The 14,646-nt window shown below is 32.4% G+C and carries 15 protein-coding genes; 2 read left to right on the forward strand and 13 right to left on the reverse strand.

The features are described 5' to 3' along the window. Positions 1 to 142: 142 nt before the first annotated feature. The 9 genes from Q0997_RS02770 to Q0997_RS02810 all read right to left on the reverse strand — a co-directional run bounded on the left by Q0997_RS02770 (position 143) and on the right by Q0997_RS02810 (position 10,240). Complete coding sequence (locus Q0997_RS02770; RefSeq protein WP_299884231.1) at positions 143 to 781, reverse strand: hypothetical protein; 639 nt, start codon at positions 779 to 781, stop codon at positions 143 to 145. Between the two features lie 5 nt (positions 782 to 786). After that, entirely contained in the window at positions 787 to 1,902 is a 1,116-nt protein-coding gene (locus tag Q0997_RS02775; protein ID WP_299884232.1) for an RHS repeat-associated core domain-containing protein, read from the reverse strand. A gap of 8 nt (positions 1,903 to 1,910) precedes the next feature. Beyond that, positions 1,911 to 2,537 carry a hypothetical protein gene (locus Q0997_RS02780; protein ID WP_299884234.1) on the reverse strand — a complete coding sequence of 209 codons (627 nt, stop codon included), beginning with the start codon at positions 2,535 to 2,537 and terminating at the stop codon, positions 1,911 to 1,913. Further along, positions 2,530 to 3,093 carry a hypothetical protein gene (locus Q0997_RS02785; RefSeq protein WP_299884236.1) on the reverse strand — a complete coding sequence of 188 codons (564 nt, stop codon included), beginning with the start codon at positions 3,091 to 3,093 and terminating at the stop codon, positions 2,530 to 2,532. Before Q0997_RS02785 ends, Q0997_RS02780 begins: the two co-directional genes overlap by 8 nt. 67 nt (positions 3,094 to 3,160) lie before the next feature. After that, on the reverse strand, positions 3,161 to 5,308 hold the full coding sequence (locus Q0997_RS02790) for a sensor histidine kinase (RefSeq protein ID WP_299884238.1): 2,148 nt from the start codon (positions 5,306 to 5,308) through the stop codon (positions 3,161 to 3,163). After that, complete coding sequence (locus Q0997_RS02795; RefSeq protein ID WP_299884240.1) at positions 5,295 to 6,377, reverse strand: DNA cytosine methyltransferase; 1,083 nt, start codon at positions 6,375 to 6,377, stop codon at positions 5,295 to 5,297. Before Q0997_RS02795 ends, Q0997_RS02790 begins: the two co-directional genes overlap by 14 nt. A 379-nt stretch (positions 6,378 to 6,756) precedes the next feature. Beyond that, entirely contained in the window at positions 6,757 to 7,653 is an 897-nt protein-coding gene (locus Q0997_RS02800; protein ID WP_299884242.1) for a phage integrase N-terminal SAM-like domain-containing protein, read from the reverse strand. Then, positions 7,650 to 8,582, reverse strand: a complete 933-nt coding sequence (locus tag Q0997_RS02805) for a tyrosine-type recombinase/integrase (RefSeq protein ID WP_299884244.1) — start codon at positions 8,580 to 8,582, stop codon at positions 7,650 to 7,652. The genes Q0997_RS02800 and Q0997_RS02805 overlap by 4 nt, the downstream gene beginning before the upstream one ends. A 131-nt stretch (positions 8,583 to 8,713) precedes the next feature. Continuing rightward, a complete protein-coding gene (locus tag Q0997_RS02810; RefSeq protein ID WP_299884246.1) occupies positions 8,714 to 10,240 on the reverse strand; it encodes a hypothetical protein in 1,527 nt (508 codons plus the stop codon). A 146-nt stretch (positions 10,241 to 10,386) separates the two neighbouring features. On the opposite strand from Q0997_RS02810, the gene Q0997_RS02815 reads away from it, so the two are divergent. Further along, complete coding sequence (locus Q0997_RS02815; protein ID WP_299884248.1) at positions 10,387 to 10,782, forward strand: helix-turn-helix transcriptional regulator; 396 nt, start codon at positions 10,387 to 10,389, stop codon at positions 10,780 to 10,782. Here the strand turns inward: Q0997_RS02815 and Q0997_RS02820 are convergent. Further along, entirely contained in the window at positions 10,775 to 12,577 is a 1,803-nt protein-coding gene (locus Q0997_RS02820) for a DUF262 domain-containing protein (protein WP_299884250.1), read from the reverse strand. The two genes, Q0997_RS02815 and Q0997_RS02820, sit on opposite strands and share 8 nt — an antisense overlap. Before the next feature lie 2 nt (positions 12,578 to 12,579). Further along, the gene (locus Q0997_RS02825; protein ID WP_299884252.1) at positions 12,580 to 12,828 is read right to left on the reverse strand and encodes a helix-turn-helix transcriptional regulator; all 249 of its coding nucleotides are present in this window, start codon (positions 12,826 to 12,828) and stop codon (positions 12,580 to 12,582) included. Between the two features lie 126 nt (positions 12,829 to 12,954). Between Q0997_RS02825 and Q0997_RS02830 the strand changes: the two genes are divergently transcribed. Continuing rightward, on the forward strand, positions 12,955 to 13,470 hold the full coding sequence (locus Q0997_RS02830; RefSeq protein ID WP_299884254.1) for a hypothetical protein: 516 nt from the start codon (positions 12,955 to 12,957) through the stop codon (positions 13,468 to 13,470). A gap of 265 nt (positions 13,471 to 13,735) precedes the next feature. Here the strand turns inward: Q0997_RS02830 and Q0997_RS02835 are convergent, their stop codons facing one another. Beyond that, a complete protein-coding gene (locus Q0997_RS02835) occupies positions 13,736 to 14,056 on the reverse strand; it encodes a hypothetical protein (RefSeq protein ID WP_299884256.1) in 321 nt (106 codons plus the stop codon). Between the two features lie 5 nt (positions 14,057 to 14,061). Further along, a complete protein-coding gene (locus tag Q0997_RS02840) occupies positions 14,062 to 14,643 on the reverse strand; it encodes a relaxase/mobilization nuclease domain-containing protein (RefSeq protein ID WP_299884258.1) in 582 nt (193 codons plus the stop codon). Positions 14,644 to 14,646: the final 3 nt, after the last annotated feature.

Raw genomic sequence — 14,646 nt, forward strand, 5'->3', positions numbered from 1 at the left:
CTGCTAGATATATTTGTTTGATAGTGTTCATAGTTTCAAATGTAGTAAAAAGTAAAAAACAGCAATTAATATTTCTACTAGCTACTGTTTTTTAATTATTTAACTTCTTTATTTTTGGCATGTCCTAATTTGGAACACTACCCTATATATCTTCATCTTTCCAAATTTCTGAAGATTTAGAGTCAATATAAAATCTAAAGCCTACTGGTAATGCTAGAAATTTAATTAATTCTGGTCTAGCTTTTATTATATAAAACAAATAGTCTACCGATAAAGTATTAATATCTCCATTATAGTCATTAGATGTTAAATACCATCCAGACATATGCTCAGGGGCTTCATACCTGACGCCGTTTACTTCTGCCCCTTCATAAATATTATTAGATATTGCAATTTTCTGATTTATTCTAGGGATTAAAGGTTCTACACTTTCTAATTTACAAAGTTCAAATTGTCTCTTATATAAATCAATAGTAATCGATAAATCAAATTCAAAAATGTTTTCACCTGTATTACTATTTACATCTTTTAATTCATATAATTTAATGTATGTATTATCATAAATAAATTGTATCAGCCATGAACCACAACTAATAGTTTCTTTATTATTTATCTTTATATCACTTGATTTTATATAGGCAAGAATATAATCGATAACTTGTTTAATATCATCATTAGAATAATTTCCTTTATTTATTAAAAACTCTTTACCTGTTGTATCATTTAATCCCAGAGTTACAAAAGAATCTTTTAGTTCTATTATTGAATATTCTATCATCATTTTTTTTATTGATTATCAAATAACGGAATTATATTATTAGCATTATAACCTTTTCGTAACAATCCAGATGTTGTTCCTCCTTGAGAAGAAGAGCACCCTGCACAATGAGGGTATAATCTTTGCGAAGTTCCAACTGGAACCAAAGAACTTACTGGTTGATGATCTGGTGTGAAATTACCTGAAGCTCTTCCAGAATTAGTAGAGCCACAAGTATGACATCCTTCTGTCCCTCCAATTTCATTTATGGTAGCTCTTTCTGTAGCATTAAATCGTTGACTAGTACTTCTGGCAGGTATTGATGATCCTGCATTAGGCCCAGGTTCTAAGGTTGTTGTATTTACGTCGGGATGTACTCTTTTTGCTTCTGAAATTATTTGATCTGTTGTTGAAACACTACTTTTTTTATTAGTTCGTGGGGTAGTAACTTTATATAAGACAGCAGCAGTTGCTGTCATGGCTAAAATATTTTCAACGTCTTGTACTGTCGCTTCTCCACTTTCTACTCTTCTTGTCATATTACCCATCTCGGCAATACCATCTGAAGTCATATCTCCTAAAGTTTCCCCATTCATTGCTCCATTCCAAGTTGAAGCTACTGAATTATAACCTGCTATTAATGTATTAGCAATAATTTCATTTCCTTTACTAAAACCAGAGAACTTTACACGATCAAGCACAGGTGCTTTAATATTATGAAGTCCTAAAGTGATTACTTTACTTCCGCCAGTTTCATTATACCACCATCCCTTAGGAGGCCATTCATTAGCTTGAGGTGCCATCCCGTCTGGGTCAATAAAATAAACGGGACTATTAAAAGCATAATTATAAGGACTATGACGCCTCATTTGTTCTGCAAGTGGATCAAGATTCATCCAACGTCCTATAGCAGGGTCATAATTACGAGCAGTAATATCTACCCAACCAAGTCCTAATTCATTTTGTTCTTCTTTACCACCAAAGCCATACGGATGGTCGGTGCCGTTTACCACGTTATTATACCCTTTATGTTTCAAGCCAAAGGGATAGTAACTACCCCTGTTTTTTGAGACCTTTTGACCTTTTTTTGAGTGTATTACTCGTAAACTAGGTAGTGGTTCAATATGTAGTTTTAGGCAGCCCAATTATTAATTTAATTCACTAAATCAGTTTTAGTTAATTCTCTATTCCCTAATAATCTAAAAGCATCTCTATTATTTATCAATTCCATAGCGACTAATATTTCATCATTTTCTTCACTCAATAATTCTATTTGTTCATCAAAATAATTAATCATGTTATTAAAACATGTTTCAATATTTAGTTCTGAATTTAGAAATTCTTTGATACAATAATTTTCACAATCAATATATATATCATTATACTTTTCGTAAGTAGATAGTGTAATTTCATTACATCCCACAAATGTTTCTGCAACATCTTCTAAAGACTTACCTAATATAATTGCGGTACTACATGCTGGAGTATAAAAAAGAGAGCCATCTAAATGGTCAATGTTATCTGCATCAACGAAAACTTCATTTTCAGTTCCGATTTGTTCATCATTGCCATGCATGAGACCAATTACAACAAAATTGTTTCCATTAAAAGAATCTATTGTTTCTTCTAATTTTTCTTCAGTGCAATCAAGACCTTGAATTGGAATTAAATTCACCCCATTATTATTAATTAATGACTTTTTTATATTATTAAAACTTTCCTCAAAGTATTCTCCTAATTCATAGTCATTATCATCATAGCCAACAATAGTACTAATCATCCAGTTTTAATTTTTGTCGGCTAAATAATTCAATTGCCAATTTTAATAAATTCTTCTCAAATGTTACTCCAATTTCAGTTTGCATCCTAATACTTTCCAAAATTTCATTCATAGTATATGAGCGCCCTTCTTTAGTTTTAAGAATAACTTGGTCTCGTTTTTCATTTGGATGTCTCATTATCCAATCTTCTATTACTGCATCAACTCTAACACCTAAAACTAAAATAGCTTCATCAATCAATTTTAAAATTTTAGAATAATCAGAAGTAAAACTTTCTAATTTGAATAGGTCTTTATTTATAAGCTTTTTAAGTACTTCACCATCAATTTCTGAAATTTTACTAACAGTAATTAATATAACATATACTAAAGATGTCTTCTCTCTTATTTTTTCAAATACTTCAATTCCATCTATCTCTTTTCCATCATGAAAATTCCTATCAAGAAGTACTACCATTTTTTGACCAAGATTATTTAAAACATAATCTAACCCTTCTTGGGAATGCTGAAATAGTATTACATTATCTTCTCCATATTTAACCTTCATCTCAACCATAATCGGTGAAATTTCACTTATATCATCATGTATGACTACTATTTTGGATGGTGTTATTTCATTCATTTTATTTATTATTGAAAGGGATGGTTATTTTGAAAGTAGCACCAGTTGGCTTGAATTCATTCTCAACAACTTCAATATCCCCATTTAATGCTTTAATTTGTTTTTCTACAACGTACAGTCCAACTCCAGCACCACCCTGTTCAGCAGTACGGGTATTGTAAAGTCCAAATATCCAATCCTTATCATTCATATCAAGACCATAACCATTATCAGAAAAATAAATCACAAAATTGTTAGTATTTAAATAGCCTGTACACTTTATTTTTTTGTTTTTAGTATTTGTTAAAGCTTTGACAGAGTTAGAAACTAGGTTTTGAAAAATATCTTGAAAAGCTTTTTTATTAGTTTCAATTACAAAATCATCTTTAAGACCAAGTTCTAACTCGATACCTTCTTTTCTAAAAACGGAACTATATTGTTTTTTTAATAAATCACTAATTAATGTTGAAACATTAAATTCTTCGAATGAACTTTCATCAACATTAGCAAAACTCAACATAAAATCGGTAACAGATAAAAGTGTATCCATTTCGTTATAAATCATAACAGCATACTCTTTAAAGAATTTATCAAACTTTGGATTAGGGTAATTCAACTTAAAAAACTCGCCTAGATGCTTTACTTTTGCGATAGAAGTTCTAACTGCATGAGTAATAAGTGATGCAAATTCTTGCATTGAAACTATGCTGTAAAGAATCTTTTCTTTTCTTTCTACTTCTTTTTGATATTTTTTTTGCTCAGAAATCCCTTTACTGATTACCCTGTGTAACCCTTTAGCTTGTTCTTTTAATTTAGCTATATTTTTTTTTGCATCTGGGTTAGTCTTACTTAATTCTTTTTCAATTTTTGATAATTCTTTCTCAAAGGTTTTTACATCTGAACCAGCATCAATTAATTTGTTTTCAACAACACTTCTTTTAGCAACTCTTGAATATTTTTTTTGCTCTTTAAATGCATCCAATTGCTGAAGGATAAATTCTTTTAAGGTTTTATACTCTTTGGTATCAATAAAATCTTGCCTATTTGTTGCATCAATAATTTGAGGGTTATCTTTTTTTGTAATATCCAAAACACCTATAACTTCTCTAATACCGACATGGTCAAAAGCACCGCTATATCTACTCTTATCTATTCCAAGAATATCTCTCTTTTTTTCTACATGATCTTCGTATTCCGCAAAGGGTGTAGTTATAACACCATCTCTATATATTTTTATCCCATCAATTCTTGTATCGTCATTTTTATATGCATTTCGGTATTTCCTTTTTGCTCCTTCATCAAAATAATAGATTCGCATTTTGACAGGTCCAAAATTTTGTTTATCAATATGCATTTTGTATAAGTCTCCTTTTTTTGAATCAAAAGCTAAGGTTTCTTGCATACCCTTATCTGAATCATATTTTATTTCTGCATAATGAGAATAGTATTTTACCGCATCAGGTTTAACAGGTTTATTTTGGTAAGAAATAAATTCATTAGAATCTATCTTGATTTCAAATGGTGGATTTACAGGATAAAAGGGAGATATTAATTTTGACAATTCTTTATAAAGTCTTTCTATATCATTTACTGACCATTTATCAAATATTTTTGAGATAATAATTTTTGTTCCTTTTTTATCTACTTCCGCAGGCTCATAGCTATATTTATTTTTAACTTCAGTAAATAAAGATAATTGACCTTCTACAGCATTGTTGGATAAGTTTTCATATTCATCCCAATTGATATTAACGCAAAGCCAATTTTTATCTTTTTTTTCTTTAGTTTTTATTTTGACTCTTGCCCCAAGTTTATCAACAGCAAATCTTCCAACACCTTTTTCTCCTACAAACTTCCGATTATAGGGTGCATCAGAATATAATTTTACTCTTTTACTATTTGTTCCAACAACCATCCATTTATCTCTAATATCAGCAAATGACATTCCAGTACCATTATCGCTAATTATTATTTCACTTTTTTCAGATATTGTAGATACATTGTTAAATGTTACTGTTACTTCTTCAGCGTTTGCGTCATAACAATTTTTAACTAATTCAAATATTGCAGTTACTCTATCAGTAATTAATTCACGTCCTAGCAGTCTAAATGCATTTACATCAACTCTCCACTGTAATGATTGGTCATCTATGTTGTTAGTTTGATTCAAGTTCTTTTATATGGTTCTTTATACTTTTTGCTACAACAACTCCCAATCCAACAGGTACAGCATTACCAATTTGTCTAGCAATTACATTATTAGATACTTCTTTTTTGGGGTCTACAAACTTATAATTGTTTGGAAAACTTTGTATGAGTGCTGCCTCTCTCAATGTTATTGCTCTATCTTGTTCTGGATGACCAAAACGACCATTACTTAATCCAATACAGTAGGTAGTCATTGTTGGAGCAACATCATCCCATTTCATTCTTCCGTATACACTTTTAAAATTCTTACCACTATCTTTTTTATGGCACTCTAACCATAAACTTTCATCCCAATCTTGCCAAGTACCACCTTGTTTACTTGCTTGAATTCTTTTTTTATTTAATGGCGTTAGTTTTCTAGCAACATGAATACTATCTTTCGGGTGCGCAATACCATCCTCTACTGGAGGAAGGTGTCCAATAGCATCTTTTACTGTTACATAATTATCTTTTTTGATAGTTTTCTCTATTAACTTTACCTCTCCATGCTTTGACCCAAACAAAATCAATCTTTTTCTTCTTTGTGGTACACCATAGTCCTGTGCATTAACTATATGATAAGTAACAAAATAATTCTTGTCTTTTAATCTTTTTACAAAATCTTTAAAAACCTTTCCTTTATCAAAAGTTAATAAAAGAGGAACGTTTTCCATTGAAATAATTTCTGGCTCAACCTCATCAATTAAATTAGCGAAAGAATATAGAAGTTTCCATTTTTCGTTTTTTAACTTTAATTTGTCTTTTGTATTCTTTCCTCCTTTTTGATTATAAATAGAAAAAGGCTGGCAAGGTGCACACCCAACTAGTATCTTTCTTTTACCTTCAGTATATTTAGATACTAATTCCTCACTAGTTAATGTAGTAATGTCTTCGTGAAAAAATTTAGATTTATTATTTTTTTCAAAAGCATATTTACAAGTTTCATCAAAATCAATTCCTGCGTCGACTTTGAATTTTTCTTTAATGAATCCATGAGTTAGACCTCCAATTCCACAGAATAAATCTACTACTGAAAAATCATTTACATTCACTGTATTTCTTCGTTTTTATTATTTTAATAAAGCAACTAAGCTAATATACAAAGATAGAAATTATAGCGGATTATTTTTTTGTTATTTAAGTTAACTAAATCCAGGTAGAATAACCGACACTTTTTGTTTATTTTTGCTAAAAGAAAAACCCACTTTAATACAACTAAAGTGGATTCTTATTCGAGATAATCTAAAGTTATGCTGTAAGCTTACATACTAAGTAAATCAGAAAACTTTAGACTATCTCTTCAGCAAGACAAATATATCTTATTTTACCCTTTTTTAGAATTTCAGTTATTAACAATGATGCTTTTCGTGGTCATGATTCAATTGTTTTAAAACACCAATAAAATCAACACTTACAGAGCTGTTAATAACTTTAAGAAATAGGATGCAAAGTATCAATAACCTCCTGTAGACTTTCAAGGTCATCTTGAACATAACGTTCTGTTGAAGAAATATAACGATGTCCAGCCATATACTGCACTTCTCGTATGTTGTGGTACTGCAACCAATACGTAATTACAGACGCACGAATCTGCTTGGTATCTTTTACATTATGGTTAATTCTGCGTAGTTTTTTGAAAAGCCAGTAAGTAACAGCAAACCTATCGCTATTTTGCGGAATAAAAGCCTCGCTGTGGCATCCAATTGAGTTTTGTATAGCTTCCCTGCTAACATTTATATATTCCGCCAAAGAAAGGATTTGTGGCGATTTAATTTCCAGTTCACGGGAATTGGTTTTTCGAGTAGATGGCACATAGATTTTCCCACGTTCCAAGTTGATATGTTCCACTTTTAATGTCTTAAGTGCAGTAGCGTTTAAGCCTTGATACACCATCATTCCAGTTATCACTTTATCACGCATAGCAACGTGAGGACTGCTTGGTAATTCGATATTTCGTGTTGGGTAGGAATAGAACAAATCTTCTAGTTCCTCAAACTCTAAAAGATTATGATTGAGCGTGCGTTTAACACCACGTATATTCATACTCTCCATAGGGTTATCACCTCGATAATTTTCATCAACCAAATAATTAAAGTAAATCTTTAATGCACCGATTTGATGTCTTACTGTACTTTTAGAAGGCATTTTTCCATTACGAGTTCGCTGTAACTTTTTTGCATATTCGAGACAAGATTTGTAATCAATAGTTTCAGCTTCATAACCTTTAGAATCGCACCACTCGATAAATCGAGACTTGGCAATTAAATAACTATTAATTGTCGTCTTGGCATAATCCTGTTCTCTTAAGTATTGGTCGTAGTGTTTCATTGGTTCATTGATTTAACGAGATGAGTATAAATCTGGGTCGACTCCATCGAAGAGTGGCCGAGGAATTGACTGATAGATTTCATCGGCACATTATTCTGTAACAAATGTGTTGCTATGCTATGGCGTAGTGTATGTAAAGTAATATGTTTACCCTGTATCGTTTCGTCTTCTGTAGCTTCTATAATTGCCTTTAAACGATTAGCAATAGACATATCGTTGATGCGTTTTCCGAATTGTGATAATAACAATGCATCCGTTTGGTAGTTACCTAAAAACTCCGGTCTTCCTTCATATAGATACTCTTCGAGTAGTTGAAGATTGTATTTGTTGATTGGCACAAAGCGTTCCTTATAATTCTTCCCTTTACGCACATAAATACGTTGTTTCTCAAACAAAATATCTTCTGTATTGATATGTACTATTTCATTACGACGTAGACCGCAACTGTAAGCCAACACTAAAATGGCACGATCACGCATCTGAAAATGTTCGCTCATGTGAGATACTGCACAGGCTTCAAAAAGTAGCTTCATTTCGTCTTGAGTTAAGATGATCTTATCTGTAGTATGGTATTCTATTTTCTCTCCACGTAAGTGAACACCAAATTTGATATTGGCATTGTGTTCTTTTAAGTAGGTAAGAAATTTTTTAAGTGCTTGTTGATGCTTGTTTAAAAATGCTTTTGATAATCCACCATCACGCCTTTGGTTTGTTCGTCCTGCCAGTTCTTTGTAATAGTCTTGAATTAACTTAGTTGTTATTTTTGTGATATCGGTGTGCCCGCGGCACTCCAAGAAATGAAAAAACTCCCGAAGATGATTCGGAAGATTATAAACGGTAGATTCAGCGTAGCCAAGCACATCCAACCAGTTCTTATACGAAGCTAGTAACTCGATAAATGCTTGATTTTTAAGGACTAATTTTTTCATACCTTTTATATTTTTGACTTTTCGTGGCGAACCCATCGCCATTATTTGATTTTCAAATAGTTAGGTTCGCCATTTTACCAGTGGCGAACCAGTGGCGAAGCTGGCGCACCGTAGCACGGTGTGGCAAACATTTATTCTGCTGTTTGTAGCTTTTCTAAACATACATTCAATGACTTGTCAATCGTATCCTCTAGGTGTTTAAATTCCTCCACATCCACAATCTCATAACTAAAGGATTCGCCTTTGATATCGTTGCGCTTCTTGATATAACCTTCTTGTAATAGCAGTTGGTGGTATCTGCGTAGTGTGGATTCTTTGATACGCAGTTCCTTCCTGATTTCTTGATTAAAAAAAAGCGTATCCTGTTTGTTTGCCAAATACGCCTTGAGGCGTTCTAGATAGTTTCGTGTTGCACCATTTAAAGGATCTGACTTACGAAGCAGAATTTCTTTAATCAAATCATTCGCTACTTTAATATCTTCTAATGTAGATTCGATGTACTCTTCGCCTGTATGAATATCAAACTGTGATTCACGTTGGTGCTGATGGTAGAAGGTTACCGCTTCTATAAATTGCAAATAATGAGCATTGGTACGTCGTGGTTTGAATACTGATTTGGGTAGTATCAAATGCTCGGCATACGGATTACGAATCGAAACAGGTGCTAATAAGCGTTGTACATTTTGCAATATTTTCTTTGCATCCAGTTCCTCTTGAACATTTACCTTACCTGCGGAGGCTCTCCGCTGATATGCCATGATGCGTTCGTCTTGTTCTTCACTTTCATCTATATAGAGTAGGAAGGAACGGTTGCTGTTATCTTCATACACAGATTCTTGTGTAGTACACCCTGCTACCGATACTGGACCCTCAACGGTTAAGCTTTTCGTTTTGCCTTCCCCACCAATACCTTTCTGAACTACAGATTTAGTAATACGTTTCTTGGTTTGTAATTCTCGTAACGGATACAATACTTCTTCTGCACCATCCATATCTTCAATAAGCACTAGTTTGTTTTTAAGCTCGTTTCTTTTGAAGTAGTAGAAAGCATTAGCAGATAAAACGGTCATTTCTATTTTATCTTCTTCAGGGATAAGCTCTGAAACTTTTGATTGAAGATGAGTTTTTCCCGAGCCAGACTTTCCGTAAGAGATACATTGTAATGGAGATGCAGTTTTCCTAGAAGTGAATATCAAATACATCAATAGTCGATTTGTTTCTTCCCCAATCACACCACTTGCACCAATTAACTTATTGGTCTTTTCCATCAGCTTTTCTGAACGTAAAATGTCTATTGCTTGTCTGCGTTCCTTTTTGGTTAGCAGATATTCAAAAACTTCTTCTTCGTTTTCTTTGGCTAATAATTCCAAGCGATGCTGTTCTAATAAATTAATCAGCTGCTGCAAAGAGCGTCTGATTACCGATGTACCAACTTCCAAGTATTCAGCTAGCTTTCGAACTAGCTTTTCAACTCCGTTAGAATTATACAAATCAATATTATGGCGGAGTGCATGAAATGCATCTTCAATTCTATTAACCTTCAAAGTAACTCGCATACGATCTAAACCGTGAATGTTCAGCCCACCTAAAATGTGGAACTCCAGCACCTCGGTTTGGAAGATGTAATGGTTGATATTTGAAGTATTTAATTGACTCATATTTTGTAATTTTACGCTTTACATAGATTCAAGCACAAATTTATATTCAAATATATGCTTTTAAACACAAATAATATAATTATTTTATGTGTTTTTTGCTGTTTACAATTAATTCAACTAATTTTGAAGTTAAATAATTAGAACTAATGAGTGTTACACAGCAAATACTTTCGGCAAACTTGAAGGCAATTCGTAAGGAAAAGAAGATTTATCAAAAAGATATTGAAACTCGTACAGGGCTTTTAGCCAGCACCTACAGCCGAATTGAAAATATGGAAGTAGTGCCTAATTTGGCGAGTATCGAAAAGATAGCTGAAGCACTTGAAGTTTCCGTAGTAGAGTTATTTCAGTCTAGAGAGATTACAGATAAGTCCATTGCTCAGAAATTAGAGATGGTGGATAAACTTTCAGAATACAACCGTAATGTATTTGAAGTGATGACTGATACCATTATCGAGAAGGACAAACTTGAGAAGCTACAAGAAGTTAAAAAGAAGAACCGTCTTGCTGAATTGGATAAAGCAAGAAAAAAATCTAGTTAATATTTAATACTAACTTCAATTGCTTTTTTAATAATTTTCTTCTCTTCTTATAGAATTTTTCAAAGTTTGCAAACTCTAAACTTGTATCTACTGGAATATAATTATCAATACAGAATTTATCTCTATCAAGAATATCTTTTGAATTATCTAGCCAACTTAAAAAGTGTTCATCGTTTTTAGAATTATTTTTTTTAGATTCTAACAGTTGTAGATTTGGAAGACTATCCTTCATTGATTGCCAAGAAACCCATTTTGATTCTGAAATACTTTCTGCTCTTAATTTTGCATCTGTGAACCGAGATTCAGGATGAATATGATCTTGTTGAAACTTCACCTCTCCGTATCTCAAATTAGGATATAAAAGTGACAACACAAAAAACGAACTTTGTCCCTTTCTATAACCTAGAAACTCTTCAATATCATCTTTGTTAATCTTTAAAGACTTATTAGCGGTTAGTTTTTGACCAGACAATAAATCAAATGAGAAGTTTATATTTTTCAACTTATAACTACCATCTATATTCTTTTCCCTTAAAGCACTTCTAAAGCTAGTAATAACCTGATCTCCTTGACCTCCATAAACATTTTTCAATAAGGAATGTAATAGATACTTCTTGATATTTTCAACGTCAGAACTATTCTCTTTGCCTCCTTTTATAAGATAGTAAGCAATAATTATAATTGAGTTTTGAGAAGCTAGTAAACCGCCATTAAATCCAAAACTCACCAATAAATCAACAGTTTTATTAAGAGCCTCTTTTATAGAGTTCCAATTGTTCTTTATCAATTGTACATTCTCAGATTTGAAAGAGTTTACCCTAAAAAGTACAGGTAAATCGGAAAGAACCAAACAGCACCTCATTAAAAAATCATTATTAAAATTAAACCCTTCACCTTTAGAGTTTAATTCGCTTAAAAACTTCTCTATTTTATCTCTTCCATCTTCCCACGTTGCAACAATAGTTGAGAATAATAAATCTGTTTTTGACAAAACAGTACCTCCGCTATTTACCCTCACAAAAATCTTTAATATATCATCTAATTGTGTTCTTCCTTCTTTAAAATAATTTATTATTTCGTCTTTATAAATTTTTTCATGAAGCTTGTTTAATGCCTTTTTTATGAATGTTTTTTTCGATTCAAAAATTTCTCTTATTTCATCATTTTCAATTTCTTTTTTTATAGCTTCATAATATGCATCAACTTCATTGTTTTCACCCATAAGCATTATATCCTTAACATTAAACCAAAACTCATTTGATGATTGTTTATGTTTTTTATCAATATCTAAAAACAGAAATTGGAAATCTCTATCTTCATCTATAACTGTAGTTTCAAAACCAAGAGATTCGTGTTGCTTTTGTACATACGGTAAAGTAAATAGATTTAAATGTAGTGTTGAATTAAAATAAGACCTAGGGTTATCCCAAGCTAAATATTTCTTCTTATCTGTATAAGTTCCTTGTAAAGCCAAATAGATGGAACTCAATCTTTGTTGACCATCTAAAACCCCAATTATTTCATCTTTTAAAAAAGATGATTCAACTTTAGAATTATAAGGGTTTCGTATATCATATTTTTTCAAAAAATGATAAAACACATATTCATTAGCCTTAACTCTAGGCAAGTGCCAAAAGAGAAATGTCCCAATGGGATAGTCTTTTATTAAAGAGTCAAAAAGTTGTTCTATTTGATATTTTCCCCAAACAAATTTTCTTTGTATTGCAGGTAAAAACATTTTGGAATTCTCTATATCCTGTATTACTTGATATATAGTAGTGGATTTATAACTCATGCCTATTCAATATCCTTAAAGAATTCTCCCAAACTAATCTTATGAGCATCTAGTATTTTTAGCAGGCTTTCAAAAGTAAAATTAGTACCCTTCTCCATACGCCAATACTGCATTCTTGAAATACCATATTCTATAGCGAAATTCTCATAAGAAGTAAATCCTTTTTCAATTCGCATACGTTCTAATTTATCGGCAACTCTCATTATTCTTGAATCGTATTTCTTTTCTTCTTTCTTTTTTTGTTTTGCCATAATTGTCTGATTTTCTACCAAACAAAGGTGGTTTTTTATGCTACTTCACGTTACCACAAATAAATTACCTCATTTATAAACATATTTTCTTATGTTTGCTTTTTAACATTTAAAATTCAACTATTTATGAAAAAACTACTTGTACTGTGCTTTCTAACAGCATTAACACTAACGGCTTGTTCTGAGTCAAAAATCAGCAAAGAAGAAGCTTTGACGATTATTAAGCAGGAATTTAAAAAGGACTGTACACAAAGGCTAAGCGATGCCTATTACAAAAATGACAGGAACTATAATTCTATTGTTAAGATGGTCAAAGATCTTGAAAAACAAGGTTATTTGAGAGTTAAACAATATGGATATGGTGTTGAATACTTTCCCACCGAGAAAGCAAAAAGTTATAGGGTAAACGGAAAAACATATCGAGTAGCCACAAGTAGTGTGCAAGATATTGTTGCCATAGCCCATAACGAAGATGGAACAGCTACAGTTCGATTTAGTTATAAATATGAAAACCTTCCATTGTTCCAAATTAGAAAGTCAAGCTCGTATTTTAATAAGACTAATAAGAAAGATTGTAATATGGAAATACAAGAAGGAGAAGTTGTCTTTAAGAAATTTGATACAGGTTGGAAGATACAGTAAAAGACATATCGCGAGCAGATATCCAAAGTCGCCTTACCATTTGGCTTTTTGGAACATCTGCTGGCACGATGACGTAAGTCGGTAACAACTAGTGTTCCCTTTTAGCGACATCGTGGCAAGATTGCACCTTATGGCTTAAGGTCTGAAGACACATAACCAAAAGGTGCATTCTTGCTAGGGAAACCCTAGAACCCCTAAACCAAAAAAAGCTAACAGAATTGAATCTTGTTAGCTTTTTTTTGCTTGTATTTTAATCTACGATTAGTTAACGCTCACGATCAAATCCTCTACCTTTGGAGCGTCTATTTCTCAAATTTCGCACTTGAGATAGTCGTTTGTTTCTTTCAATATTTTGGTCAAGTAATTGTAGTTTTTCCATCGGATAACCGAGTGTTTTAATACGGTATTTTCTACTTTTTTTAATACCTAATTGGCTTCCACGTTTGTAGAGTTCATGCCCTTTTTCTTTTAAGAGTTGTATGAAATTTTTTGATGATGAAGCCTTACTGTAGATTTCTGCAAGGTCTAATTGCAGTTGCTGTTTTTCGGATAGCTTTCCTGTTCTTAATTGGAGTTGGTATTCCACATCTTTTAGAAGCGATGGTTCTTTTTTTTTGAATGATTGACTCTGCTATGCTCAAGCTTTAGGTACTTTTCTTGGTAGCGTTCCATAGTTTGCTTCAGCTCACGGAACTGATTCTTAGACAAGCGTTTTACTTTTCCGCCAAGTTCTACGGCAGATACAATTACATGAATATGTAGATGTTCTCTATTTCTATGCATAGAAGCTACTACCAGTGAATTTGGACTACGCTCTTTAGCGTAGGTTCTAGCCACATCGAGCATAGCCTCCCTGGACAGATTTTTAGAATCGTTTGTATGGAAACTAATGATTTCGTGATACGCCCTGTTGCCGTTTTTATGCGGAATTAACCGCTTATCGTTATTAGTTTCGAACTGAGTTAGCATATTGTCGATACGAGCCTCCAAAACGGCTGTTTCAAGCATTGAATTTCCTTTAGATTGCTCTAGTTCCTTGTGATACTTTCTATCGCCACGAATGGCTCTGCTTAATACAAAACCTGAATCTGTCAGATCGTGTCCTACAAGAATATACCGTAGGACATTAGATAGATTGGCTTTACTTTTTATGGACTTACTTTTGATAATCACAGC

The sequence above is a fragment of the uncultured Lacinutrix sp. genome, from assembly GCF_947500325.1.
Lineage (GTDB): Bacteria > Bacteroidota > Bacteroidia > Flavobacteriales > Flavobacteriaceae > Lacinutrix.

What these genes read in the sequence shown, in the direction of transcription:
- Q0997_RS02770 (WP_299884231.1), bottom strand. Translation starts at nt 781, where the DNA reads ATGATGATAGAATATTCAATAATAGAACTAAAAGATTCTTTTGTAACT.
- Q0997_RS02780 (WP_299884234.1), bottom strand. Translation starts at nt 2,537, where the DNA reads ATGATTAGTACTATTGTTGGCTATGATGATAATGACTATGAATTAGGA.
- Q0997_RS02785 (WP_299884236.1), bottom strand. Translation starts at nt 3,093, where the DNA reads ATGGTTGAGATGAAGGTTAAATATGGAGAAGATAATGTAATACTATTT.
- Q0997_RS02800 (WP_299884242.1), bottom strand. Translation starts at nt 7,653, where the DNA reads ATGAAACACTACGACCAATACTTAAGAGAACAGGATTATGCCAAGACG.
- Q0997_RS02805 (WP_299884244.1), bottom strand. Translation starts at nt 8,582, where the DNA reads ATGAAAAAATTAGTCCTTAAAAATCAAGCATTTATCGAGTTACTAGCT.
- Q0997_RS02810 (WP_299884246.1), bottom strand. Translation starts at nt 10,240, where the DNA reads ATGAGTCAATTAAATACTTCAAATATCAACCATTACATCTTCCAAACC.
- Q0997_RS02815 (WP_299884248.1), top strand. Translation starts at nt 10,387, where the DNA reads ATGAGTGTTACACAGCAAATACTTTCGGCAAACTTGAAGGCAATTCGT.
- Q0997_RS02820 (WP_299884250.1), bottom strand. Translation starts at nt 12,577, where the DNA reads ATGAGTTATAAATCCACTACTATATATCAAGTAATACAGGATATAGAG.
- Q0997_RS02825 (WP_299884252.1), bottom strand. Translation starts at nt 12,828, where the DNA reads ATGGCAAAACAAAAAAAGAAAGAAGAAAAGAAATACGATTCAAGAATA.
- Q0997_RS02830 (WP_299884254.1), top strand. Translation starts at nt 12,955, where the DNA reads ATGAAAAAACTACTTGTACTGTGCTTTCTAACAGCATTAACACTAACG.